Source organism: Staphylococcus sp. GDY8P131P, from assembly GCF_017891975.1.
GTDB lineage: Bacteria > Bacillota > Bacilli > Staphylococcales > Staphylococcaceae > Staphylococcus > Staphylococcus nepalensis.
In genome coordinates this window covers 13717-39513 of record NZ_JAESKF010000009.1, presented here as the reverse complement: position 1 = coordinate 39513, position 25797 = coordinate 13717, and the positions used below count along the sequence as shown (strand labels likewise).

Here is a 25797-nt window from a genome sequence, read left to right as displayed (position 1 = left end):
TCCACAAGTTGCTTTTATTCATAATGCACGTAAGTTTCTAGGAGATAAATTTATTAGAATTGCAAAGCCACATAAATTACTAAGTAATAATAAAATAATTGCTGTTAAACTTCCTTAATCAAGCAATGCCTATCCTTCATCGCCATTGCTTGTGTAATCTGTTTTAGTCTATCCATCTATCGCCCACTAATTCTATTCTAGCTTATCCACCCGACGCAATTTTCTGACTCATTCTAGCTTTGCCTATCCACCTATCGTCCTTTATCTACGCACTCCACCTTTAAAATCTACAACTTCCTTATGCTTATTCATTCACTAACCCTCCATACTCTTCTCATCGTTCTTTTAATTCACACCCCCCTTTTCCTTCGTCACTCGGTCATGGCAGTTTGTAATTCTTGTTCAATTAAGTAGATATGTGTACTGATCAAATTCCGTTGTTCGTTCAAGAATTCTAGGTGTGCGCGTAAAACGCTTGGGACATCTATTTTGTTTTGATAAAGCATGTCTGTGTTTTTTCGGATTTCTTTTAATGGCATATTCAAATTGCTTAGGCACTGGATAAATTTAATCATTTCGATATCGTCGTCTGTGTATAAACGCTTGTTATTTCTATCTCTGTCGATGTGTTTCAAGATATTCTTTTTCTCGTAATAACGCAGTTTGCTTTTAGGTATATTGCAATAATCTGAGACATATTCAATGTAATATTGTTTCATGTAAGCATATCCTTTCTCTTAAACCAAGGTTTAACTGATATTGTATTCTATATAAACATGAATGAGGAGGAAAGACAATGAAAAAGGCTTTAATTGTTGTAACAAACATTGCGAAATACGATAATTTAGAAAGACCTACAGGTGCGTGGTTCTCAGAGGTTACGCATTTTGCGAAAGATTTCTATGACGCAGGTTATGATGTTGATTTCGTAAGTCCGAACGGTGGATATGTGCCTCTTGATCCTATCAGTCTTAACCCTGAAATGATGGGAGCTGAGGACTGGGAATACTACACGGATCATGATTATATGAATAAATTTGGACAAACATTATCTCCAAAAGAGGTTAATCCTAGCGACTATCAAGCCATTTACTTTGCAGGTGGACATGGTGCGATTTGGGATTTTAGAAATAACAAAGAACTTAACGACATTGCGTTAAGTATTTACAATAACCAAGGCGTTCTCTCTTCTGTATGTCATGGTGCGGCTGGTCTACTCGACATTAAAGAAAATGGCGATTACCTCGTTCGTGATAAAGACGTGACTGGTTTTACAAATAGTGAAGAACAAGCAAATGGTACAACTGAATACATGCCATATTTATTAGAAGACGAATTTATTAGTAACGGTGCACATTTTAAAAAAGAGGATGACTGGAGCAATTTCGCAGTCGTAGATGGTCGCATTGTGACTGGTCAAAATCCTCAATCAGGACATGCTGTTGCTGAACATGCTTTAAAAATCTTAGCTAATCAATAATTTCATAAAGGAGCGATACACATGAAATCATTAATTATTGGCGCTAATGGTGGCGTTGGTCAACATCTTGTAAGTAAACTGAAAGCACGAGATGTTGATTTTACTGCCGGTGTTAGAAAAGAAGAACAAGTTGAAGTTTTAAAAGCAGATGGTATTGATGCAACTTACATTGATGTTGCAAAACAATCTATTGATGAATTAATAGAATTATTTAAACCGTATGATCAAATCCTTTTTTCCGTCGGTTCTGGTGGGAGCACAGGTGACGATCAAACAATTATAGTAGATTTAGACGGTGCAGTGAAAGCAATTAAAGCAAGTGAACACGTCGGTCGTCAACACTTTGTTATGGTATCAACGTACGACTCACGTCGAGAAGCTTTTGATGCGTCAGGCGACTTGAAACCATATACCATTGCAAAACATTATGCGGATGACTACTTAAGACATGCAAATTTAAAATATACCATCGTACATCCAGGCACTTTAACAAACGAACTTGAAACGCACCAATTCAATATGAGTGCGCAATTTGAAAATGTACAAAATCCGTCTATTACAAGAGAAGATGTAGCAGAAGTGCTTGTTTCTGTATTAACTGATGAAGCATTACAAGGTCACGAATTCCAAATCATCAATGGTGATTTGTCATTATCAGACGCTACGACTAAATATCTGGAGGAATAATCAATAAATTGTACTTGCAAAACGACCACAAGATATCCTTCAAGACCGATGTATTTAGAGTTGAAACAATAGAAGCACGAGAACCTCAAGTAGAATCCATTTATCAGTAGATCCTTACTTGAGAGGTAGAATGAATGATACAAAAAGTTATATTCAACCTTTCTAAGTGGATGAGCCATTACAATTTGTCGTTTTCGCACTCGCGAAACTATTATAAGACTTATCATAGCAACGTCTGGAACATATATTTTGTTCCAGGCGATTTTTTTATATTTACACTTAAAATCAATGTATATCAAAATGATTTTCAACATGGGGCATGTCAATGCATATGCGCTATTTGTTTAATTATGATTATATCAAACATTTACTTTGTAATTTGACTATAGTGATAAGTCTCTAAACTAAGAAAATCAAAAGTTAAATTGCGTGTATGAATGTAAAAAGGAGTAAAAAAATTATATTTTCATATAAATATTATGTGGCATTGTAACATTAATGTAATAATGTGGCCTGTAAGACAAATATGAGGAGGGTTTTTATAAGGTTCTTCTTATTAGTGAAATTGTTAAAAAAACAAAATGCAATGAACTGACAAATTAAAATCGCTTTAAGTCGTATTCTCAAAGAATCTATAAATCACTCGTATATACACAGCCCCTTACTATCAGTTAAAATGTCACTTTTCGGTTCTAATATTTATTATTCATAAGATATGCAATATATGATAAAATTCATTCAAATGTATATTTGAATGAGGTGCTCTATGGTTCAGACTATTATAACTGCGGCAATACTTTATATTGCAACTGCGGTAGATTTATTAGTGATTTTATTAATATTTTTTGCTAGAGCAAAGACTAGAAAAGAATATAGGGATATTTATATAGGTCAATATTTAGGATCGATTATTCTCATATTAGTCAGTTTATTTTTAGCTTTTATGTTAAATTATGTTCCAGAGAAATGGATATTAGGTTTATTAGGTTTGATCCCCATCTACTTAGGTATAAAAGTTGCTATTTATGATGATTGTGAAGGTGAAAAAAGAGCAAAAAAAGAATTAAACGAAAAAGGTTTGTCCAAATTAGTAGGGACTGTTTCTTTAGTGACAATTGCAAGTTGTGGTGCAGATAATATTGGTTTATTTGTCCCTTATTTTGTAGCATTGGATATTATTGAATTACTGACTACCTTAATTGTATTTTTAGTTTTAATTTTCTTTTTAGTATTCACAGCACAAAAACTAGCTAGAATTCCTGGTGTGGGTGAAATTGTTGAGAAATTCAGTCGTTGGATTATGGCTGTTATTTACATAGCATTGGGCTTATTTATTATTATTGAAAATGAAACCATACAAACAATATTAGGATTTATATTATAAATTAAGGTGTGACTTAATATGAGTAACAATAAAATTTGTGACGTCATTTGTGTTCATGAGGAAAAAGTGAATTATGCTTTAAGATTTTTAAAAGAAGAAAAAACTCAACGGCTTATCAATACATTATTAAAGATAAGTGATGAGAATAAGCTGAAAATTATATTAGCTCTAATTAAAGAGAAAGAATTATGTGTTTGTGACTTATCTATAACATTAGGTTTGAGTATAGCTTCAACATCACATCATTTGAGAGCCCTGTATAAAAGAGACGTGCTGAATTTTTACAAGGATGGGAAAATGGCATACTATTATATCAAAGATATAGAAATGAAATCATTATTAATAAAATGTATGACTTAAATATAAAGAAACGCTCACATTAAACGAGCGTTTCTTTGAATTCTTGTATTCTTTTTCCAATTTCATCTCTAACACGTTGAAATTCTGGCCATTCTTTTCCTGCTGGATCATCAAAGCCCCAGTGTTCTTTTTTAACATTAGGTGGTAATATAGGGCAATTATCGTCTGCATCACTACATAATGTTACGACCAAATCTGACTGTTCTAAGATATCACTATCAATCAAATCTGATGTATGGTTTGAGATATCAATATCCACTTCTTTCATAGCTTCTATTGCTTTAGGATTAACACCATGTGTTTCAATACCAGCAGAATAGACATTCCAATCTTCACCCAATATTTCTTTTCCCCAACCTTCAGCCATTTGGCTACGACAAGAGTTTCCTGTACATATAAAATAAATTGTTTTCTTATCCATAATTAAAGCCTCTTTTCTTAAAATATGATTAGTGTAAGGTATAAACCTAAGAGTGTTACAAATAGGACCGGAATAGTAATGATAATTCCAGTTTTAAAGTATGTTCCCCACGAAATTTTCACACCTTTTTGTGTTAAGACATGTAGCCACAATAATGTTGCTAAAGAACCAATTGGCGTAATTTTAGGTCCTAAATCAGAACCTATGACATTCGCATAAACCATACCTTCTTTTAATATTCCTGTAGCACTGGATTGACCAATCGCTATTGCATCTATTAAAACAGTTGGCATGTTGTTCATAATGGATGAAAGGAATGCAGCTATAAAGCCCATGCCCATGATACTACTAAATAAGCCGTAATTTGAAATATTTGTTAGTACATCACCAAGAAGCGTTGTGATGCCCACATTTTTTAGACCAAATACCACAAGATACATACCAATAGAGAATACAACAATATTCCATGGTGCGCCTTTAATTACTTGTTTTGTATGAACTGCTTTAGATTTACGAGCTAATATTACAAAGATAAGAGCAATGATACCAGCAATGATTGATACAGGTATTTGTATAAACTCACTAACAAGATATCCCACAAGTAGTATTGCTAATACAATCCATGAAATCTTAAATAATTTAGAATCTTTAATTGCATTTTTAGGATGTGAAAGATTTTCTGTATCGAACGTTTTAGGTATAGATTTTCTGAAATATAACCATAAAACGAGAATACTAGCAATCAGAGAGAATATATTAGGAATAATCATTCGACTAAAATATTCAATAAATCCAATATCGAAGTAATCTGCAGAAACGATATTAACTAAGTTACTTACAATTAAGGGTAGTGATGTAGTATCAGCGATAAAGCCACTGGCAATGATGAATGGGAAAATAACTTTTTTATTAAACCCTAGATTTCTTACCATCGCTAATACAATAGGAGTTAAGATTAAAGCTGCACCATCATTTGCGAAAAATGCTGCTACAATTGCCCCAAGTAACATAATAAAAACAAACATTTTTAAGCCATTACCGTTTGAAGCCTTGACCATATGTATTGCAGACCATTCAAAAAAACCAATTTCATCTAATATTAATGAAATAAGAATAACAGCTACAAAAGTTAAAGTTGCATTCCAAACAATACCGGTTACTTCTAATACATCGGAAAAACTTACGACTCCTGTAATGATAGCAACAACAGCTCCAATTAAAGCTGTAATACCAATATCTAAACCTTTTGGTTGCCATATCACAAAGATTAAAGTTAACAAGAAGATTATAATTGCTAAAATGGTCATCAACAGTCACCTGATTTCACATTTTTACATACACATCTTTGATTAGATGTATTAATGATGTTTAAGTTTTGAATAATATCATCTAAAATAGCATGATTAAGTTGATACCAATGTTTGTTGCCGTCTTTTCGTGTTGTAACTAATTCGTTATCTACTAATGACTTCATATGATGACTTAGTGTAGGTTGTGAGAATTGAAAGTGTTCTAATAAGTCACAAGCGCATAGTTCACCACAAGAAAGTAAATCTAATATTTCTATCCTGCTTGGATCTGATAAAACTTTTAATATTGCTGATAATTCTTTATAAGACATAAATATACCTCCTATTCATTACATAGATTAACATCTATATAGCTTTATGTCTATGTAGTTTTTTGACTAATTTTAGTATTAGATTAGAATGCGTCCTAAATAACTAGTTTTATTATCTTGCAAAAGTTGAAATAATAATTTATATTTAATACATCAAAAAAAATTGATGTATCATTTTAGTATTTTATAAAGGAGTTCGATTTTATGAGAATAAATCATGCAGGTAGATTATCTGTTGATTATTTTGTTAGCTACTTAAATCTAATTATGATATCAAGAGAAGTTTCTTTAAAAGAAGCTATATCATATATGAAAAATGAGTTCTTTAAAGGAGAACCTGACATGTATGGTAAAATAACAGAAACTCATTTTAATCAAGCAATACAAGAACTCAAACAAAAATAGAAATATCTATATATAAGAGAGGTGATTATTTAATGGAAATTATTAAGTCCAGTCCTAATAGAAGTGAGGAAGAACAATTAGACTTTTATGAACAGATGTTTAATGCGCTAGCTGATAAAATCAGGCTTAAAATTCTACAATCAATACGTCAAAGCGATTCAAAATCTTTATGTGTTTGTGATCTAGAAGAATTATTAGCGTTAAAACAATCTAAACTTTCCTATCATTTAAAAAAATTAGTAGATGCAAATATTCTTATTGCTGAAAAGCATGGCACATGGAATTATTATAAAATTAATGAGCAACAAATACAGGTGGTTTTAAATGAAGATACTTGCTGTAAGATACCTTAAGTATCTTCTTTATAACATAGAATTAATCAAATTTTTTTGATTAATACATCAAGAAAAGTTGATTAAATGAATTCGGAGGCGTTATACTAATGATAGATTCAATTATGGAATTCATAAAAACATTTCTGATGTTATTTTTTGAATTATTATTACTATTTATAGTAGTGAGTTTTATAGTAAGTCTGATTCAACAAGTTGTTTCAGAAGAAAAAATTATAAAGCTTTTGAGCAAACCTAATGAAGTCGTCAATTATATATTAGGTATGATATTTGGTGCTGTTACACCATTTTGTTCTTGTTCAACTATTCCAATACTTGCAGGTCTATTAAATTCCAAAGTTCCTTTTGGTCCAGCAATGAGTTTCTTAATTGCTTGACCGTTAATGAACCCACTAATGATATTTATGTTATGGGCTTTATTAGGATGGAAAGTAGCCATTGTTTATTTTGTAGTACTAGCAATTTTCAGTATTTTAACAGGTTTAGTATTTTCAAAAATGAATTTAGCTGAAAGTTATAAAGGGGTCAATGTTAAAGGTGATGGCTTTTTTGCTAATAAAACAGGATCTCGTTTTAAACAAGCATTAAACGATGCCTGGGCATTTTTATACCCAATGTTACCTTATCTATTTATTGGTGTATTTATTGGTGCCTTTATATATGGATTCATACCTGAAGAATTTATAACTAAGTATGCAAGTGGTGATGGTTTTATATCGGTGTTTATTGCTTCTGTTATCGGTATCCCTATGTATATCAGACCAGAAACAATGTTACCTATAGCCGAAGCATTAGTATCAAAAGGTATGTCGCTAGGAACAGTAGTTGCATTAATAATTGGTGGTGCTGGCGCAAGTATTCCAGAGGTCGTATTGCTATCTAAGCTATTCAAGAAAAAATTTGTAATATCATTCATTATTGCAATTTTAGTTGTGGCTATTGTTACAGGTTTGATTGTGAATATCATTATTTAAAGGAGGTGAAATAATGGGTGTTAAAGACGCATTAAAAAAAATAAAACCTCAAGAACAGTCATGTTGTTCGGTAGAAATTGAGGAAAAGAACGAAAAAAAAGAAAAAGATGAAAAAGAGCAAGAAGATAATAACAATTCTTGTAACAATTAATTTAGAAGTCTGTAAAATATATGCTTCTAATAAATAAATGAACGACAAATTCCAAAGTAATAGTATGGAACTTGTCGTTCTTTCGTTTCAGTTAAGGAAAATGATGTTGTTTATTTAATATTCTTTAAGACTTATAACAAAAAGACGTTAATTAAAAACCGCATCACTACCTGATAAGCAGAAGCTTATCACAAATAAAACTAAAAAATAGGTTGTGTATAATTTAATGCAATTAATTTTATATAAAAGAAGAATTTGAAATTGGAGATTGAGGCGGCTAGTTTAATAGTTTCAATATGTTCAGTAATCATTGTCATTTTTGCTTGTATAGCTGCAATTGTAACTGCTAGTTATACAAAAAAGTCATATATAACTCAAAATAAAGGATATAAAAGATATATAGGTATATACTATGAAGGATATCATATAGGAAATTTTGTAAAAAAATTGTAATTAAAAATTATGGTAATTCTCCAGCAAAAATTGAAGAAATAAACGTGACGGAAAATAATTTACCAAACTACCTAAAGAAGTTTTTTGAAGCTCAAAAAGGGAAGAGAGAACAATTACTGACGAGAGAAATTTAAAGAAATAAAATCTAGGAAAAGTTTCAACTTGATATTATAAGTAAGGAAATAGAATGCATATGAATTTTAATATTCAAACAATAAGTACCATAATATAAAGACGTATACCATTGGCATACGTCTTTATATTATTTTTTTATTTTAAAATTATTTAAAATATACTAAATACCTCTATATTTTTATAATTAAATTTTGTTATACTAAAACAAGTGTGATTTTTTACTAATTCATTATTTAAGGGTGTTTTATTTATTATTGTTTTCAAATCATTGATAAAAGTATGGGAATTTTTATCAGTGATTTGAAACATTAAAGGGAGGATATAAATTATGAAAATTAAAAAGGCTATAATACCAGCGGCAGGCCTAGGTACAAGATTCTTACCAGCCACTAAAGCTATGCCTAAAGAAATGTTACCTATTCTAGATAAGCCTACTATCCAGTATATAGTAGAAGAAGCAGTGGAAGCAGGCATTGAAGATATCATTATAGTTACAGGTAAGCATAAAAGAGCAATCGAAGATCATTTTGATAATCAAAAAGAATTGGAAATGTCTCTGAAAGAAAAAGGTAAAACAGAGTTGCTTGAAGCAGTTCAATATTCAAGTAACTTAGCAAACATGTTTTACGTAAGACAAAAAGAGCAAAAAGGATTAGGCCATGCAATATGGACAGCAAAGCAATTTGTTGGAGATGAACCCTTTGCTGTTTTATTGGGAGATGACATTGTACAGGCAGATACTCCGGCAATTAAACAATTGATGAACCAATATGAAACAACAGGTAAATCAATTATAGGAGTACAACAAGTAAATGAAAATGAAACACATAGATACGGTATTGTTGATCCAATAGAGTCAAGAAAAGGCTTGTTTAGTGTTAATAGATTTGTCGAGAAGCCTCGTCCAGGAACAGCACCTTCACATCTAGCGATAATGGGACGTTATGTTTTAACGCCACAGATTTTTGATTATTTAGAACGACAAGAAATTGGTACAGGTGGAGAAATCCAATTAACAGATGCAATTGAACATTTGAATTCTGACGATTGTGTCTATGCATATGATTTTAAGGGTGAGCGATATGATGTTGGTGAAAAGGCAGGATTTGTAAAAACTACAATACAATTTGCTTTAAATGATAAAGAAATGTCTGAAGATATTAAGACCTTTCTTGGGACTATTACAAAGTTAAATAATTGATAAAACAGTAGTTTTGATCTTTGTATTGTCTTTTTAATAAATGAATTAGGTTATTAAAAAATAAACTATTATTTTAAAATGGTGAAGAGGTTTGAAATGATAAAAATTGGAATTATTGGAAGTTGTATAACCAGAGATGTTTTTAACAGTAAGCATGTAAAAAATTGGAAAGATTACTTTGAAGTTGTTGCTTATCAATCTCAAGTGACTTTTCCGTCGTTAGTTAGTGAGCCAATTATTTATGAAAAAAATGAGTCTACATACAATAACATGAATGATTTTGAAATTGCGCAAATTAATAATGAGTTAGATAAAAATTTCATCTATAAATTGAAAAATAGCAGCATAGATTATTTAATAATAGATTTCTACGGAGATTTATTTTTTGGAATAGTCAAAGATGTATTTGGAGGTTATTTAACCAATAAAAAGTGGTTGTTTACTAGAAATAATATTTTCAATCAGGTTACTGAAGAAGGACAGACATTATCTTTTGAAAAAAACTTTAAGAAATATTTTGAATTATGGACAAAATCAGTGGATAAATTTTTTAATAATTATTTAATTAATATAAACACAAAAATAATTATACATCAGTCTGAATTTAAACCATCCTACTTTGAAAATAATAAAACAAAGTTTGTAAAAGATATTATAGGCATTGATAAAGATATTAATTTTTTAAATTATATATGGCATAAAATGACTCGTTATATAATGAGTAAATATCCTAATGTATATTTGATTGATCAAACTAAAGAAAAATACAGTTTAGATCCTAATCACATATGGGGAGTTCATTATGTACGTTTTGAAAAAAGATATTATATCGACTTTAAAGATAAATTAATAAAGTTGATTATTGATTTAGAGTTATCAAAAATCGATGAAGAACAACAAAACAAACAAAATTTAAAATTGCAGTTAGATGACTGGCAATTTAAAAACGAAAAACTTGATTTGGTAAAACATGAAGTGAATCTTGTCTCTCAAGGAAACGAAAATTATATATTTAAACAAAATCCTAGCAAAGCAATAAGGATAATGAATAATTCACATATTCATATTTCTTTTGAAGTATTTGTCGATTCTAGTATTAAATTAGATGATAGACGGATATTGGCTATACGTACTTTTAATGACGAATATAAATATAGTCAAAAAGAAGCTAATCAGTACACTTATTATCATTTAGACAAATATCAATATGACAAATGGATACAAATTGAAATCGATTTCAAACCATTAGATGGAAAGTATATGAAAGTAATTCCTATTTTATTCAAAAATGGGCATATTATTTATAAAAATTTTCAAATTTCTATTGATTAATTTTAATAAATAAAACTACAAAACCTATAAAGTATAAGTATGGATTATTACTTTGATAGGAGAAGTAAAGGTATATTAGGAAAAGAATTTATAGAAAGACATGCATATAGTAACAAATAATAAGATGTTGTACTACTAAACATTGTTTTGATACTTATATAATGAATTGTATTAAAGAATTGAAAAATTATTTTCAAATAATGAGGAGTGATAAATGTGACTGTTAAAATTGCAACTATAGGATCATGTGTTGTCAGAGATAATTTCAATACAAAATTTAATCCTTATTATAAAGAATATTTTAATTTAGTTGCTCATCATCATCAAAGTGCTTTACCTAGCCTTATGTCTAATCCAACTAAGTTTTCTAAAGTTGATAATTACAATAAGACTACAAAATTTCGAAAGCAACACATTCAAAATGAATTTAGCAAACAATTTTTACAAAGACTAAAAGATACTAACCCCGATTATATAATTTTAGATTTGTACGCAGATATAAAATTTGGTGTGGTTATGTTTGATGAGAACACTTACATAACAAATAATATTCAGTATAAATATTTACCAGAATTACAGAAGAAATCAACTTTGAATATATATGAGAATTTTGAAGAATATTTTAAATTATGGAAAAACTCCGTAGATGAACTTTTTGAATTTTTTCACAATGAATTACCTAAAAGCAAGATAATCTTATTAAATGCTAGATATCACAATAAATTTAAAGATAACTCTACTCTAGACGAATGGCGACAAAACAAAGGAATAAAATGCTTAGATATTAAAATGATGAATCAAAAGTGGGATATTCTTGATAATTATATAGAAAACAATTTTGATGTTTTTAAAATAAATATGAAGAGTGATAAATACTCTTTAAGTGAAAGTCATCCATGGGGAAGTTATTATTTACATTTCGAGTCTAAGTTTTATAAAGATTTTTTATCTGAATTATTAAATATAATTATTTCAGATGAATCATTGAAAAATGATATTATAGATAAAAAATATAATTTGTTAAAAAATCAAAAATTACATTATGAAGATACTGAACAAAAATTAATTGATGCTAAAAGAGTTGAAGTAGTCACTGGTTCAGAATATAATTTAATAAATTTAGCTAGAAAAAATAAAAGTGCCTATAAATTATATAAAAAATTATTAGAAAAAGATTATATTTTATATTTTCATAAAGATGGAATATCAAAACTTTATAAAAGAAAATATATTAGTGAATTAATTAAACGTAAAGATCTTTTGCGTAGAAATGAAGTTTTTTATACGCTCAATGAACCACAAGGTAGAAAAATTAATAATAGTATACCAAAAAAATTATTAGTGATTTTTACTTGTATGCCACCTAAAGATAAATATGATAATTATTTAATACATGATAGGATGTTCACTAAATTTTTTGATGGGATCGAGAGAAACCTTGTTAAAAACGTTTATATAATGCGTATTATGGATTTAAATGTGTCACACGGGTCACACTATATAAACACTATCAATTATTCAGAATATGAACAACATATACAACAAGCCATTTTACATGTAAAAAATAGTTTAGAGGTAGATGAAAATAATATTGTATTCTATGGTGTTTCAAAAGGGGGCACTGGTGCTTTATTTCATGGTTCCATTATGGATAAAAAACTTTTGGCAGTTGACCCTATCTTAAACATAGGGGGTAAACTAGAAGATAATGATAGACGTTTTTTAAAAAATTTGAGAAGGGAAGATTTAGTCCCTGAAATCAATAAAAATATAGCACAAATTAATTCTAAAGAGAAATATTTAATATGTAGTGAAAAAGTTCCGTCATATTATGAGCAAGATATGAGACTAGATAAAGAAAAAATTAAAATTTATAATAAAGTTGATAATTTGATTACTTCTCACCCAGAAGTATCTAGAAATACAATCCCTGAACAATTAATGATATTAAATATACTTTTGGGAGGATTGGAATAATAGGAGAGAAAAGGTATATTGAGAAAAAATAGAGTTTTAATGACACTTAGCTTTTTAATAAGGCCTATTTTCGAAAAATTTACTGATTACAACGTGAAAAGAAATTCGCGTTATATTAACAATATAAGAAATAAAAAAATTGAAAGTAGAGGGGTTCTCTTTGAAGCATACCATGGTATTAATTTTACTGGTAATGCCTATGCGTTATTTAAATACATTGTTGAAAATTCATTAAATTATAAATGCTATATAGCTATAAAAAATAAAGATGACCCAATGATTAAATGGATTAAAGCAAAATATTCTAATAAAAATATAGAGATAGTAAAATATCAAAGTAAAAAATATTTAAAAGTTTTAGCTACTGCAAAATATTTGGTGAATGACACTACGTTTTTACCATATTTTAATAAGCGTAAAGAGCAAATATATATAAATACTTGGCATGGAACCCCTTTTAAAAAATTAGGCAATGATATAGAAAATTCTAGTTTTAGTGAAAATAAAAATGTTCAAAAAAACTTAATTACATCAGATAAATTAGCCTTGCCGAATGAATTTACTGCAAAGAAACTAATAGGAAGCAACGATTTAATAGGAATATTAAACTCAGAAATAAGCTTTACTGGTAATGCTCGTATGGATTTAACTATAAATAGTAATAAAGAGGAAATTTATAGTAAGTATGATTTGAATAGTAACAAAAAATTAGTTTTATATGCTCCAACCTATAAAACTAATTTTAATTATAAAGGAAATGATTATATTCTTGAATTAATCAATGAGAGAAATGAGATACAAAATCAATTAGGTGATGACTATATTGTATATATAAAAACTCATTATTTAATTACTCAAAATAAAGTAAATGATTATTTTATACCCAATTGGTATGATGCAAATGAGTTATTGTCGGTTGTAGATATTTTGATTACTGATTATTCCAGTATATTTTTTGACTTTTTACCGTTGCGAAAACCTATATATTTTTATATGAAAGACGAAGAGGACTATAGTTTTGAACGTGGTCTTTATTTTGAAATAGAGGAACTGCCTGGATCAATATCGTATAATATGAAAGATTTATTAAAGAATTTGAATATACCTATTACTGATTATTTAAACTCATATAAAATTAATATAGAAAATTTCATTAGTAAATATTGTAGATATGATGATGGTAATTCATCTTATCGTACAGTGAATTTTATGTTAGGAAGTATCTGTGGAAATAAGAGATTCAAGTCAAATAAAAAAGTAATTGTTTTTTATGGTGGTGGATTTTATAACAACGGTATAACTAATTCATTAATCAATATGAGTAAAGCGTTTGATTATGATAAATATGAGTTTGTCATCGTTGAAAATAATAAGATTTTTATGGATAAATTAAATAATATAAAAAGGTTAGATTCAAGAGCACATTTAATTACATTATTTACTGATATTAATAGAAATCTTAGAGATACATTAGAATTGGATATGTTTAATAAACAGGGGTTTAATTCGAAATATATAAGTAAAAAAAGAATAATAAAATTATTTAGAGAATATTCAGATCAAGTATTAGGAAATTTACATCCAGAAGTAATGATTGATTATAGTGGGTACAACAAATTATTTACAGCATTATTTGCGTTTACAATAGCTAAGAAGAATGCAATATTTTTACATAATGATATGCATGAGGAATTTAATAAACTTATTGATGGACGTTATAAGCATAGATGGAATTTAAAAGTGATATTTAGCTTATATGATCAATTTACAAAAATAGTATCTGTATCCAATTCCACTAATAAAGCAAATACTATTAATTTGAAACAGTATATAAAAGCACCTGAAAATAAAATGATATCAATATCTAATATTATTGATGGAGATAATATAATTAAACAGGCAGCATTGGGTTATGGCGGAGCGAGTATAAAAATAATTTCAGATGATAGAGCAGAAAAAAACTTTTTGAAAGACATGTCATATAGTGATATCAGTTTCAAATGTATACCCACTCCTAATAAGAATGATATCAATTTTATTACGCTTGCTCGTTTGTCTCCTGAAAAGAATCAACAAAATTTAATTAAAGCATTCAAAGAAATTGTCAATATTAATAGAAATTGTAAGCTCTTTATTTTAGGAGAAGGGCCATTATATGAAAGTTTGCATAAACTAATTAGAAATTTGAATTTAGAAAACCATGTATTTTTACTTGGATTTATTACTAACCCTTATATGTTTTTGGATAGATGTGACTGTTTTATACTAACTTCAAATTATGAGGGGCAAGGTATTTCTATCCTAGAAGCACAAATTTTAAAAAAACCGATTATTGGGACGAATGTAAATGGTATTAAATCAGTTGTTAACGAAGATTCAGGGATATTAGTCGAAAATAATATTCCTGGCATTATTGAAGGAATGAAAGCATATTTGAAAGGGAATATAGGTTCAATAAAATTTGATTATAAAGACTATAATAAACAAATTTTATTGAAAATAGAAAATGAAATATTGTAGAGCCAAACAAATTTCTTACAAGGAGGTTATTTAATTGAAATTAAGACAACTATTTCGTGAAAAAGTATCTTTTGAAAAAAGAAAAAAGTTAAAAAAATTTTTGAAATACAAAGGAGATATTAGTTACCAAAAAAATGTTAAACCTTATATTAAAGGTTTTTTAGATGGTCAAAAAAAAGATATTGAAAATAATAAAATAATAATTGAAAGTTTACATGGCAAGGAGGTTAGTGGGCACTTATTTGCGTTGGCGAGTAAATTAAATGAGTACACTAACTATTGTGTTTTTATTGTAGCGAAAGATACAGATAGAGCTGAAAATCTTTTGAATAATTATCATCTCAAAAATATTACAGTGGTTAAGCATATGTCATATGAATATGGCTTGTACTTAGCAACTTCTCAAATATTAATTAATGATAATACATTTTATCCATTTTTCTCAAAAAGAGAAGGGCAAAAATATTATAATTTATGGCACGGAACTCCGTTAAAAACATTAGGTAAAGATATTGAAGGAGAATTCTTAGATTTTGGAAATGTGACAAGAAATTTTATGATGTCTGATGGCCTATATTTGCCTAATGAATATTCAGTGGAAAAATTGCTAGGAAGTTTAGATTTAGATGGTGTATTGAAAACAAATGTATTCATCGCACCATCTCCTAGGAATTCTTTACTATTTGATAAAAATAGAAGTGAAAGAATAAAAAAAGAATTAAGTTTGAAAAATAAAAAGATATATATTTACATGCCGACATGGAGAGGAAATAAAAAGGATAATAGTATAAATTTTACAGAGGAAAATATACTTACAAGCTTAGAGAAAAAGTTACCTAACGATGTTGTTGTATTTTACAAGTTACATTCTATGGTTACAAAAAATTTTCAGTTTGAAGGAAATAAAGTAAGGCCTTTTCCAGATACGTATGACATATATGATTTTATGAGTGCAGTCGATGGGCTCATCACTGACTATTCTTCAATAATGTATGATTTTGCCAGTCAAAATAAAAAGATTATTTTATTTAATTATGATTATGATGAATATTTATCTTCGAGAGGTATGTATGAAAATATTAATGATTATCCATTTTATATCACAGATAATATAAACGAATTAGTAGATTATATTAATAAAGAAGATCCAGTTGAATATTCAAATTTCACTGACAAATTTTGTCCTAAAGATTCTATAAATGGATCTCAAGAAATAATTGAGCATATAGTATTTAACAAAGACAGTGAAAATATTCAAAAATTTAATAACTATAATATGAAACCAAATGTGTATATGTTTGTTGGGCCAATGTGGGATACAGGAATAACAACGGCTTTAAAAAACTTATTGAAAAATATTGATACATCTAAAAGAAATTACATTCTCTGTTTTGAGAGGAAAGCGATTAATAAATTAGGAGAAGAAAATATAAGGTCACTTCCTAGTAGTGTGAAAATATATCCTATAGAGGGGATAAGAATTTTAACAGCTGATGAAAAAAAATTACATAAAAAATATGAAACTGAGGGAAATTCCACAGGTTTTTCAGATAATCTAATAAATATACAGAATAGAGAAATAAGAAGAGTGTTTGGTAATAACATTCCTGACTATTATATCCATTATACAGGTTTTGAAAGCAAATATTCCGAGTATGTAGTATTTCTTAAGAATTTTGGTACTAAAACTATGATATATGTACACACTAACATGTTTGAAGATTATAAAAACAAAAAAAATTACAATAAAAATATAGTTTCAGATGCTTGGCAACATGCTGATGAGTTAGTTTTAGTTAATGAACACCTTAAGCAAGATTTTGAGGAAAACTTTTCTTATGAACTAGATAACATTTCCATCGCTAACAATTTTTTAGGTGTTAATAGAATAAATGACCTTCTTAAAGAAACTTTTATAGATACTTTTCTTAAAGTTAGATTTCATTTTAGAAGTTTTAAAAATTCGAAAAGTAATTTATTCGAGATATTATGTGAAACTTTTATAGATGAAAGTGCTTCAAGTGATGAATTGATTCAAGAAGCAATTATTTTATTTAAAGAAAATCCGGTTGTTAAATATGCTAAGAGCGAAGATCAAAAGAAAATTTTATTACAAAATAATGAATTAAGGCAAGAATTACAACTATCATATATAAAAGTTGCATATGGAAATCAACTGATTAGAGATTTTTCAGAAATTATTTCTGATAAAGATAGATATATTAATTTGATGGTGAAACTACTAAGAGATGAAATAAACACTTTTTATTTTTTAAGACACTATGAAAGTATTCAAAAATATATTACAAGGTATTATGAAAATATGAATTCTAATTGTATCGATTGTGAGAAATATACTCTGAAGGAAGCTTTAGAATTATTTAAAGATGATTTTGGTTTAAGAAAAATGGAAATTTTAAAAGAAATAGAAGATCCTAATATAAAAGTATTTTTTAATATAGGAAGGTTTGATCAGCAAAAAGGGCATGATAGGTTAATTCAGGCGTTTGAAAAAGTATATGAGAAAGATCATAATACTAGGTTATATATACTTTCGTCTTATGGTCCTATCAAAGAAAAGACATTAAACCAGATAAGACGAAGTAATGCGAAAGAAGCAATTACTGTTTTTGACAGAATGAGTAACCCATATTTATTACTTAGTAAAGTTGATGCTTTTGTATTGTCTTCTTATTACGAAGGACTAGGCTTAGTCGTATATGAAAGTATGTATGTGAATACGCCAGTAATATCAGTCAATCTTGATACAACGACACAATTTTTAAAAGATAGTGATATCATTTTAGTAGAAAATTCTGAAGAAGGACTAGTTGAAGGCATGAAAAGGTTCATAAATCACGAATTACCAACTACAAAATTCGATTTCAACAAATATGAAATTAATAGAGTAAAGGAATTTGAAAGTTTATTTTAAGTAATATGAAAAAGATAAGTAAATGAAATTGAGGATAGTATGACCAAATAGTATTGATAGAAATATTATTTTTTATATGATATCTATAGTGAAATGAAAAATTAGTAATATGTTATAAGATAGTAATTATGATTTATAAGAGCACCTATATATCAATATAGGTGCTCTTTCTCGAATAGATATATATAATTCTCTTTGAAATACACTGAGAAAACTAATAATATTTAGCAAAATTACTAACAAGGAAAAGCGTATCATAAACGCTGCGGTTTCCTAGATATATAATATTAATTAGGTTGGGTTTAATATTATAATTTATTTGAAATAACTTAACCGATATACAATAGTACGTTAACATGTTTATTTAACAAAAAAGACGTTATACGCCTTATTTCTCAGTAGAAACATATATTTATAAAATTTAGACAGGTGATTTTATTTTTAGTCCTATTGTGATTTCGTTTCAAACTATTAAAAAAATTAGTGATTTCAATAATTTGAAGTTGTAATAATAAAACCATATGGTATAATTAATGAAACTTTTAATAGTTGGGTAAACGTTTACTCAAAAATTTTTAATAACTGAGTAAACGTTTACTCAAAAGGGAGGGTTTATTTTTGAATAAAGAATTATTTCCATCAATGATGTGTGCTGATTTTAAAAATTTAGAAAAAGAAGTTAAAGATTTAGAAAATGCCAATGTAGATGGCTTTCATATTGACTTTATGGATGGCCAATTTGTACCTAATTTTGGTATGGGGCTACAAGATTTAAATACTATTAGACGATTAACTCATAAAATAGTTGATGTACATCTGATGATAAAAAACCCGGGAGAATATATTGATTTGTTTGTAAAAGAAAATGTAGACATAATTTACTTTCATCCTGAAACAGATATGCATCCTACCAGAACAATTCAGAAAATCAAAAATAATAATGTAGAAGCAGGAATCGCTATAAATCCAGATACTTCGATTCATACTATTGAACCTTTATTAAATATTGTAGATAAAGTTATGCTAATGACTGTAAATCCTGGATTTGCAGGACAAAACTATTTAGATTTTGTTAATGAAAAAATAGATATTCTAACTTCTGAAATTTATTCAAGAAAATATAACTATGATATATATGTTGACGGAGCAATTTCGCCTAAAAAAGTAAATATGTTAAGTGATAAAGGCGTTAAGGGATTTATTTTGGGGACCTCGGCTTTGTTTGGGAAAGATGAATCCTATACTGAAATTATTAATAAATTAAGAAAGGATGAAAATTAGTTATGAAAATTGCTATTGGTAATGATCATGTTGGATTTGAATTAAAACCAGCAATCAAAACATATCTAAAAGAATTAGGTCATGAAGTTATTGATATAGGAACAAATAGCTCAGAAAGAACTAATTACCCTGATTATGGGAAACAGGTCGCAACGAGTGTAGTAGAGAAAAAAGCGGATTTAGGTATATTAATTTGTGGAACAGGCATTGGCATTTCTATAGCTGCTAATAAAGTGAGTGGTATCAGAGCTGTAGTTTGTAGTGAGCCTTATACAGCTAAATTGTCAAGGGAACATAACAACACAAATATTTTAGCATTTGGATCTAGAGTAATTGGTAGTGAGTTAGCAAAAATGATTGTTAAAGAGTGGTTAGAAGCTAAATTTGAAGGCGGACGTCATCAAGATAGAATAGACTCAATTAGTGAAATTGAAAACAAGTATTTATGTTAAAGATATATTAACTTTATTATGATTAGATATTGTTTTAAAAATTTACTGTCTAACTGTAATAATTAAAACAAAGATGAAGGTGATGTTATGAATTATAAAAAAATTGCTGAATTTGTATTGGATCGAATTGGTGGGGAAAGTAATATTCTATCTGTAACTCATTGTGCTACTCGGTTACGTTTTAGATTAAGAGATGAAAAGCAAGTGAATGAGAAAGAATTAAATGAATCAGATGATGTAATTCAGGCATTTAGTAAAAGTGGCCAATATCAAGTGATTATAGGGACGGAAGTCCCAAAAGTATATAATGAATTAATTAATATTTCTAATTTAGAGGGTAGTAAAGAGGAATCTTCAGAAAAAGAAAAGGGGAATTTAGTAGCAAGATTTTTTAACACAATTTCAAGTATATTCACCCCTCTATTACCAGCGTTAGCAGGCGCTGGTATATTGAGAGGGATATTACTTCTGATAGAACAATTAGGTTGGATAGACAATAAATCTGGTACGTATGTTATTTTATCTGCAGCTTCAATGTCTGTCTTTTATTTTTTACCTATTTTGTTAGCGTTTACATCTGCGCAAAGATTTAAAGTAAATCCTTATATTGCAGCAGTAATTGGTGCATCGTTAATTCACCCCGAACTTATTAATTTATTGGGTGACAGTGGTAATGGAACGGTGACATCATTTATAGGCATACCTATTATTTTAATGAATTATTCTTCTACAGTTATACCTGCTATTTTAGCAATTTGGGTATATTCATACTTAGAGAAGTTCTTAGAAAAATATATTTGGAAAAGTGTCCAAATTATATTTGTACCGTTAATCTCACTTGTTATTATTGTGCCTGTTACAGTAGGATTATTTGGTCCGTTTGGTGTTTATGTCGGAGAAGGTATAGCAAACTTAATTAATTGGTTAAGTGAATCTAACGGGTGGATTACCGGATTAATTGTTGGTGGAATTTGGAATGTATTTGTCGTATTTGGATTGCAATGGGCAGTTAATCCAATAATGATTAGTAATATAAGTGCACTGGGATTTGATAAGGTTGTGCCATTAACGGGAGCAGCTAATTTTGGGATTGCAGGTGCTGCTTTTGCAGTTTTATTAAAATCTAAAAACAAAAAAATGAAATCATTTAGTTTGTCAGCATTACTTTCAATTTTCTTTGCAGGTATTACTGAACCAGCGATTTATGGCGTTGGGATGAAATTGAAAAGACCATTTATTGGTGGAATAATTGGTGGTGCTGTAGGTGGAGCATATATCGGAGGCATGGGCGTGAAATCATATGCGTTCGTATTTGGTGGATTAACTACTTTACCTGCATTTGTTGGATCTACTTTTGTTCACTATATTATTGGTTTAGTCATTTGTTTTGTTGTAGGAGCAATTGCAACTTATATACTTGGTTTTAAAGAGCAAGGACTAGATACTACTAAAACCCAAAATATTAGTAATGATAAATCAGAGAGTATTAATAAAACTGTAAGTGTTCATAGCCCGGTAGTTGGTGAAATAAAAGAATTAAAGGATATTAAAGATGGAGTGTTTTCAGATGGGTTACTAGGTGAAGGTATTGCTGTAATACCTGAAAATGGTGAAATATATGCACCAGCTGATGGTCAATTAACTACGCTATTTCCAACAAAGCATGCCTATGGTTTAACATTAGAAAACGGTGCAGAAATACTTGCGCATATTGGGATTAATACAGTAGAATTAGATGGAAAGTATTTTGAAACTTTTGTAGAACAAGGACAAAAAGTAAAACAAGGTCAGTTATTAGCTAAGTTTGACGTTGAGCAAATTGGTAAAGATTATGATATATCAACACCCCTATTGTTAACAAATAAAGATAATTACAAATTAGAATTAAATATAAATGATAATAAGGTTGTTACAACAAACGATATTCTATATAAAGTTAGTAAATTATAAGTTCTCATACAAAAGTTTTATAACTGAGGAGTAATTAAATTGGATAAGAAAAACCTTTCCATAAAAGAAATTGCTGAGATAAGCGGGGTTTCTGTAGCAACTGTTTCAAGAGTTATTAATCAAAACGGGAGATTTTCTAAAGAAACCGAAAAAAAAGTACTAGAAGTAATCAAAAGCAATAATTATAAAACAAATTTAGTTGCAAAAAGTTTAAGAATGCAACAAACAAATACTATAGGAGTTATAGTACCAGATATAAAAAATGAGTTTTTTGCTTCTATCGTTTCTGAAATTGAAGAGTACTTTTTTGAAGAAGAAAATTATACTGTATTTATTTGCAATTCCAACGGTGAGAAGGGTAAAGAATTAGATTATTTAGCTAGTTTAGACTCAAAAGGTGTAGACGGTTTGATCTATATTTCAGGCTATGATGATACATTACATACTTCTGTAAGAAGAAATATTCCTGTAGTGTGCATTGATAGAAAACCTAAAGAAAATAAAGAAATTGCAATTATTGAATCTGATAATTTAGAAGGCGGTTATCAAGCTACTAGTTTATTGATTGAAAAAGGTTGCGAAAATATTGTTGTTTTAAAAAGTGAAAAAGAAACTTCTACAAATATAGATAGATTTGAAGGTTATCGAAAGGCAATTGAAGAATATAACATGAGTTTGAATGAAGAACTAATCATTAATTTGAAAAAAACGCATTTTGATTATGCAAAAGATGCCATTAATAAATTGTTAGAGAAAAATATTAAATTTGATGGTATATTTGCTGTTAATGATTGGCTAGCTTTAGGTGCTTTATATTCTTTGAAAGATAATAATTTTAAAATCCCCGAAGATGTTAAAATTGTTGGTTTTGATAATGTTTCAATATCTAAATATAGTTACCCTAATATTACAACAATAAATCAAAACAAAAAATTAATGGGTCGCACTGCTGCTAAAACATTATTAGATTTGATTAATAATAAACAGACAAAAAATAATATCCATATTAAACTTCCTATTAATAAGATTTATAGAGGAACTACTTAAGAAGAAATGTAATGAAATAATGGAAATTGTTATAATTCATGGCTCTATACTAACACAGGGCTGACATAAAAGTCAGTCCTGTTTTTAATTACCCTTTCTCCGTTTGTGTTGGGATTCTTCTATAATGCAGTTAACTATTTTTAAATAAAAAGCGACAGCTTTTGGATTACTGTCAGACGTTTCAGGCATTGTATTTGCTTTTCATCCCATAATTGTAGGTATTTTAAGTAATACATTGGTTTGTGCAAAACGTGTTTTTTTATTAACATACCTTTTACTATTATCTTTTGGAATTATTAATGGTGTATACATATTAAGCGTAATGATTATTACAGTGATCAGTGGCGTAACTATAATTTCTAAAAAAGTCAAAGGTGTTAACTAAAAATAATTATAATTTATTCAGGTTTCTTCATTATGAAATTTGAATAAATCTGTTTATCGTTGCAAGTAAATGAATCTTTACCTCCACACTATTTAAAATTTTGTAATAACAAGCGTAATCAAAGTTATTAAATCACTCATAAGAAAATAAATATAATTTTAATTGAAGAGCTACATTACTATTTTGGGGGCTATACATTATGTTTTTCTACCCGATTTCATTTTGACTAATATATAATTGAATTTTAAAGAGTCTAAGAGAAAATGTAGAGGGATATCATGTATTAATTCTTTAAAATGCGGAGGGTAAAATGAAAAAGGATAAAGTAGTGATTGCATCAGTGACCAAGGAAAACCAACTTGAAAAGGTATTGAAATACAAAGATAACTTGAAAGCAGTATTTATTTTAACTGGTAATTTCATAAATATTAAAGAGTACGTGAAGCTATATCAGTCAAATGGAATTGATGTTTATATTCATGTGGAGAAGATTAAAGGATTAAAATTAGATGATTTTGGTTTTAAATATATAAAACAAATGATTCAACCGGAAGGTATCATAACGACAAAAATGAGCCATGTAAAATTAGCGAAAAAGAATGATATTTTCGTAATTCAACGTTTCTTTTTAGCCGATCACGATATGAAAGAAAATATTATAAATACTGCTAAAGTAAGTCAGCCTGATATGTTAGAAATGATGCCAACGATTACTTCATTTTTAATTGAATCTATTCAATCAAAAGTAAAAATACCTATTATTATGGGTGGATTAGTAGATAGTGAAACTTATTTAACTCAAGCGCTTGAAGATGGCGCTTTAGGTGTATCGACTGCAAATAAAGCAATGTGGAAGAGAGAATTTACTGATTTTTTACATGAGCATCAATAAATATTAATATACATTTGTTACATTAAACATAACAAGTGAAGTGATAGGCAATTGGAGAGCCAAATAAGCGTGTATTGACACGTTTATTTGGCTATTTTTTTTGGAGGGATTAAGGCGAATGAAGCAATTTAGTTTTCTCTTGTGTATAACATTACTGTTTTTAGCAGGTTGTAGCGCTGAAGGGAGTAAGGAAGAGACAAAAGATGGCAAAGTGAAAATTGAGTACTGGCATGTCAACGCTGAAACTCAAGGTGGAAAAACAGTAAAAGAACTTGTAAATGATTTTAATAAACAAAGTGACGACGTCTATGTGCAAGCTAAATACAATCCAGATATGTATAAAGGGTTGATACAGAATATGATGTCTGAAGCAGCAGGGGGTAGAACCCCAGATGTTGTACAAATAGGCTGGTCCTTTAAAAATTATTACAAAGACAACTTTGAATATACATCACCCGAAGAGATTATCAATCAATCATTTCCAGAAGATAAAAAGTTTATAAAAGAAAAGTTTGATGACAAGGTTTTAAAAATTGCCCAGGATGAAAACGGAGAACAACTAGGACTGCCATATTCTGTTAGTAGTCCAGTTATGTTTATAAATAAAGATATTTTACGTAAAGCGCATCTTGATGCAAATGGGCCGAAGACTTGGGAAGAAGTTCAAAACTATGCAAAAAAAATTAAAGAAACCACAAATCAATATGGCATCTTTATACAAGAGCCTGCAGATAGTTGGGCACAACAAGCAATCGTTGATAGTAATGGGGGCAATATCGTAAAAGATGGAAAAGCATCATTTGCAAACCAGGAAGGTATAGAAGCATATCAAATGATGCAAGATATGGTGAACGATAAGTCCGCATTACATACTAATGATGAACAAGGTCAACAAAGCTTTATCAATGGTGAAGTCGGTATGCTATTTACTACAAATGCGAAACAAAAACACATTAAAGATAATGCAACATTTGATGTTGAAGCGATTGAAATACCAAGTTGGAAAGGTAAAGAGAAAGCAGTTCCCGCAGGGGGTGCAATGCTAGGCATTACGTCAGATACTAAAGAAGAGCAAGAAGCATCGTGGAAGTTTATGAAATATCTATACAAAGTTGAAAATGTGGCGAAATGGACGAAAGGGACGGGATACGTGCCGCCACGTAATGATGTTGTAGATAACCCGAAAGGTTTAAAAGCTTATGTTGAAGAAAATAAGATGATGCGACCAGCAATCAACCAAATGAGTGATGTTGTGCCTTGGGCGGCGTTTCCTGGTAATAGCGGTTTAGAAGCGGAGCAACAACTTATTGATATGCGAGATAAAATACTCGGTGAAGATGCAGATGTAAAGGAAACCATGGAAGCAACGCAAAATAGAATTAACCAGGAATTAGATTAACC

At 28.9% G+C, this 25797-nt stretch carries 22 protein-coding genes and 2 pseudogenes; 20 read left to right on the top strand and 4 right to left on the bottom strand.

Annotated features, from left to right (window positions below; genetic code table 11):
* Positions 1 to 371: 371 nt before the first annotated feature.
* Positions 372 to 719, bottom strand: coding sequence for a helix-turn-helix domain-containing protein (locus KA894_RS09335; protein ID WP_021339344.1), 348 nt, complete (start codon positions 717 to 719; stop codon positions 372 to 374).
* Between the two features lie 77 nt (positions 720 to 796).
* Between KA894_RS09335 and KA894_RS09330 the strand changes: the two genes are divergently transcribed.
* The 5 genes and pseudogenes from KA894_RS09330 to KA894_RS09315 all read left to right on the top strand — a co-directional run bounded on the left by KA894_RS09330 (position 797) and on the right by KA894_RS09315 (position 3911).
* A complete protein-coding gene (locus KA894_RS09330) occupies positions 797 to 1480 on the top strand; it encodes a type 1 glutamine amidotransferase domain-containing protein (protein ID WP_210133909.1) in 684 nt (227 codons plus the stop codon).
* A gap of 21 nt (positions 1481 to 1501) precedes the next feature.
* Entirely contained in the window at positions 1502 to 2167 is a 666-nt protein-coding gene (locus KA894_RS09325) for an SDR family oxidoreductase (protein WP_103373351.1), read from the top strand.
* A gap of 7 nt (positions 2168 to 2174) precedes the next feature.
* Positions 2175 to 2330 (top strand): annotated as a pseudogene (locus KA894_RS14885) (NADP-dependent oxidoreductase); the annotation flags it as partial.
* Positions 2331 to 2933: 603 nt separating this feature from the next.
* Positions 2934 to 3551 (top strand): CadD family cadmium resistance transporter, encoded by a 618-nt coding sequence (locus KA894_RS09320; protein WP_207606750.1) that lies wholly within the window; start codon positions 2934 to 2936, stop codon positions 3549 to 3551.
* Positions 3552 to 3569: 18 nt separating this feature from the next.
* Entirely contained in the window at positions 3570 to 3911 is a 342-nt protein-coding gene (locus KA894_RS09315; protein ID WP_025907459.1) for an ArsR/SmtB family transcription factor, read from the top strand.
* A gap of 19 nt (positions 3912 to 3930) precedes the next feature.
* Here the strand turns inward: KA894_RS09315 and arsC are convergent, their stop codons facing one another.
* Genes arsC through arsR form a run of 3 tightly spaced genes read right to left on the bottom strand, consistent with a single transcriptional unit; the run spans position 3931 to position 5953 of the window.
* Positions 3931 to 4332, bottom strand: a complete 402-nt coding sequence (gene arsC / locus KA894_RS09310) for an arsenate reductase (thioredoxin) (RefSeq protein ID WP_002434455.1) — start codon at positions 4330 to 4332, stop codon at positions 3931 to 3933.
* 17 nt (positions 4333 to 4349) lie between these two features.
* Positions 4350 to 5642, bottom strand: a complete 1293-nt coding sequence (arsB, locus tag KA894_RS09305; protein WP_207606751.1) for an arsenite efflux transporter membrane subunit ArsB — start codon at positions 5640 to 5642, stop codon at positions 4350 to 4352.
* Complete coding sequence (gene arsR / locus KA894_RS09300; protein ID WP_070704783.1) at positions 5639 to 5953, bottom strand: As(III)-sensing metalloregulatory transcriptional repressor ArsR; 315 nt, start codon at positions 5951 to 5953, stop codon at positions 5639 to 5641. Before arsR ends, arsB begins: the two co-directional genes overlap by 4 nt.
* 204 nt (positions 5954 to 6157) lie before the next feature.
* On the opposite strand from arsR, the gene KA894_RS09295 reads away from it, so the two are divergent.
* From KA894_RS09295 to KA894_RS09225, 15 genes and pseudogenes are all read left to right on the top strand, one after another.
* Positions 6158 to 6358, top strand: coding sequence for a hypothetical protein (locus tag KA894_RS09295; RefSeq protein ID WP_070704786.1), 201 nt, complete (start codon positions 6158 to 6160; stop codon positions 6356 to 6358).
* Positions 6359 to 6390: 32 nt separating this feature from the next.
* Positions 6391 to 6711, top strand: coding sequence for an ArsR/SmtB family transcription factor (locus tag KA894_RS09290; protein WP_070704789.1), 321 nt, complete (start codon positions 6391 to 6393; stop codon positions 6709 to 6711).
* A gap of 89 nt (positions 6712 to 6800) precedes the next feature.
* Positions 6801 to 7685, top strand: a pseudogene (locus tag KA894_RS09285) (permease).
* Between the two features lie 13 nt (positions 7686 to 7698).
* On the top strand, positions 7699 to 7836 hold the full coding sequence (locus KA894_RS09280; RefSeq protein ID WP_210133908.1) for a hypothetical protein: 138 nt from the start codon (positions 7699 to 7701) through the stop codon (positions 7834 to 7836).
* A gap of 916 nt (positions 7837 to 8752) precedes the next feature.
* A complete protein-coding gene (galU, locus tag KA894_RS09275) occupies positions 8753 to 9625 on the top strand; it encodes a UTP--glucose-1-phosphate uridylyltransferase GalU (RefSeq protein ID WP_245337204.1) in 873 nt (290 codons plus the stop codon).
* 96 nt (positions 9626 to 9721) lie between these two features.
* Positions 9722 to 10957, top strand: coding sequence for a DUF6270 domain-containing protein (locus KA894_RS09270; RefSeq protein ID WP_210133906.1), 1236 nt, complete (start codon positions 9722 to 9724; stop codon positions 10955 to 10957).
* Between the two features lie 216 nt (positions 10958 to 11173).
* Positions 11174 to 12934, top strand: coding sequence for an XcbB/CpsF family capsular polysaccharide biosynthesis protein (locus KA894_RS14880; protein ID WP_323702587.1), 1761 nt, complete (start codon positions 11174 to 11176; stop codon positions 12932 to 12934).
* An 18-nt stretch (positions 12935 to 12952) separates the two neighbouring features.
* A complete protein-coding gene (locus KA894_RS09260; protein ID WP_210133905.1) occupies positions 12953 to 15454 on the top strand; it encodes a glycosyltransferase in 2502 nt (833 codons plus the stop codon).
* 34 nt (positions 15455 to 15488) lie between these two features.
* On the top strand, positions 15489 to 18389 hold the full coding sequence (locus KA894_RS09255; protein ID WP_210133903.1) for a CDP-glycerol glycerophosphotransferase family protein: 2901 nt from the start codon (positions 15489 to 15491) through the stop codon (positions 18387 to 18389).
* Between the two features lie 618 nt (positions 18390 to 19007).
* Positions 19008 to 19670: a ribulose-phosphate 3-epimerase gene (locus KA894_RS09250; RefSeq protein ID WP_119488094.1), complete on the top strand. Its 663-nt coding sequence runs from the start codon at positions 19008 to 19010 to the stop codon at positions 19668 to 19670.
* 2 nt (positions 19671 to 19672) lie between these two features.
* A complete protein-coding gene (rpiB, locus tag KA894_RS09245; RefSeq protein WP_119488095.1) occupies positions 19673 to 20122 on the top strand; it encodes a ribose 5-phosphate isomerase B in 450 nt (149 codons plus the stop codon).
* Between the two features lie 87 nt (positions 20123 to 20209).
* Complete coding sequence (locus KA894_RS09240) at positions 20210 to 22072, top strand: beta-glucoside-specific PTS transporter subunit IIABC (protein ID WP_119488096.1); 1863 nt, start codon at positions 20210 to 20212, stop codon at positions 22070 to 22072.
* A 39-nt stretch (positions 22073 to 22111) separates the two neighbouring features.
* The gene (locus KA894_RS09235) at positions 22112 to 23119 is read left to right on the top strand and encodes a LacI family DNA-binding transcriptional regulator (protein WP_119488097.1); all 1008 of its coding nucleotides are present in this window, start codon (positions 22112 to 22114) and stop codon (positions 23117 to 23119) included.
* 695 nt (positions 23120 to 23814) lie between these two features.
* Positions 23815 to 24396 carry a glycerol-3-phosphate responsive antiterminator gene (locus KA894_RS09230; RefSeq protein WP_096808047.1) on the top strand — a complete coding sequence of 194 codons (582 nt, stop codon included), beginning with the start codon at positions 23815 to 23817 and terminating at the stop codon, positions 24394 to 24396.
* Positions 24397 to 24514: 118 nt separating this feature from the next.
* Positions 24515 to 25795: an ABC transporter substrate-binding protein gene (locus KA894_RS09225; protein WP_119488098.1), complete on the top strand. Its 1281-nt coding sequence runs from the start codon at positions 24515 to 24517 to the stop codon at positions 25793 to 25795.
* The last annotated feature ends 2 nt before the right edge of the window (positions 25796 to 25797 follow it).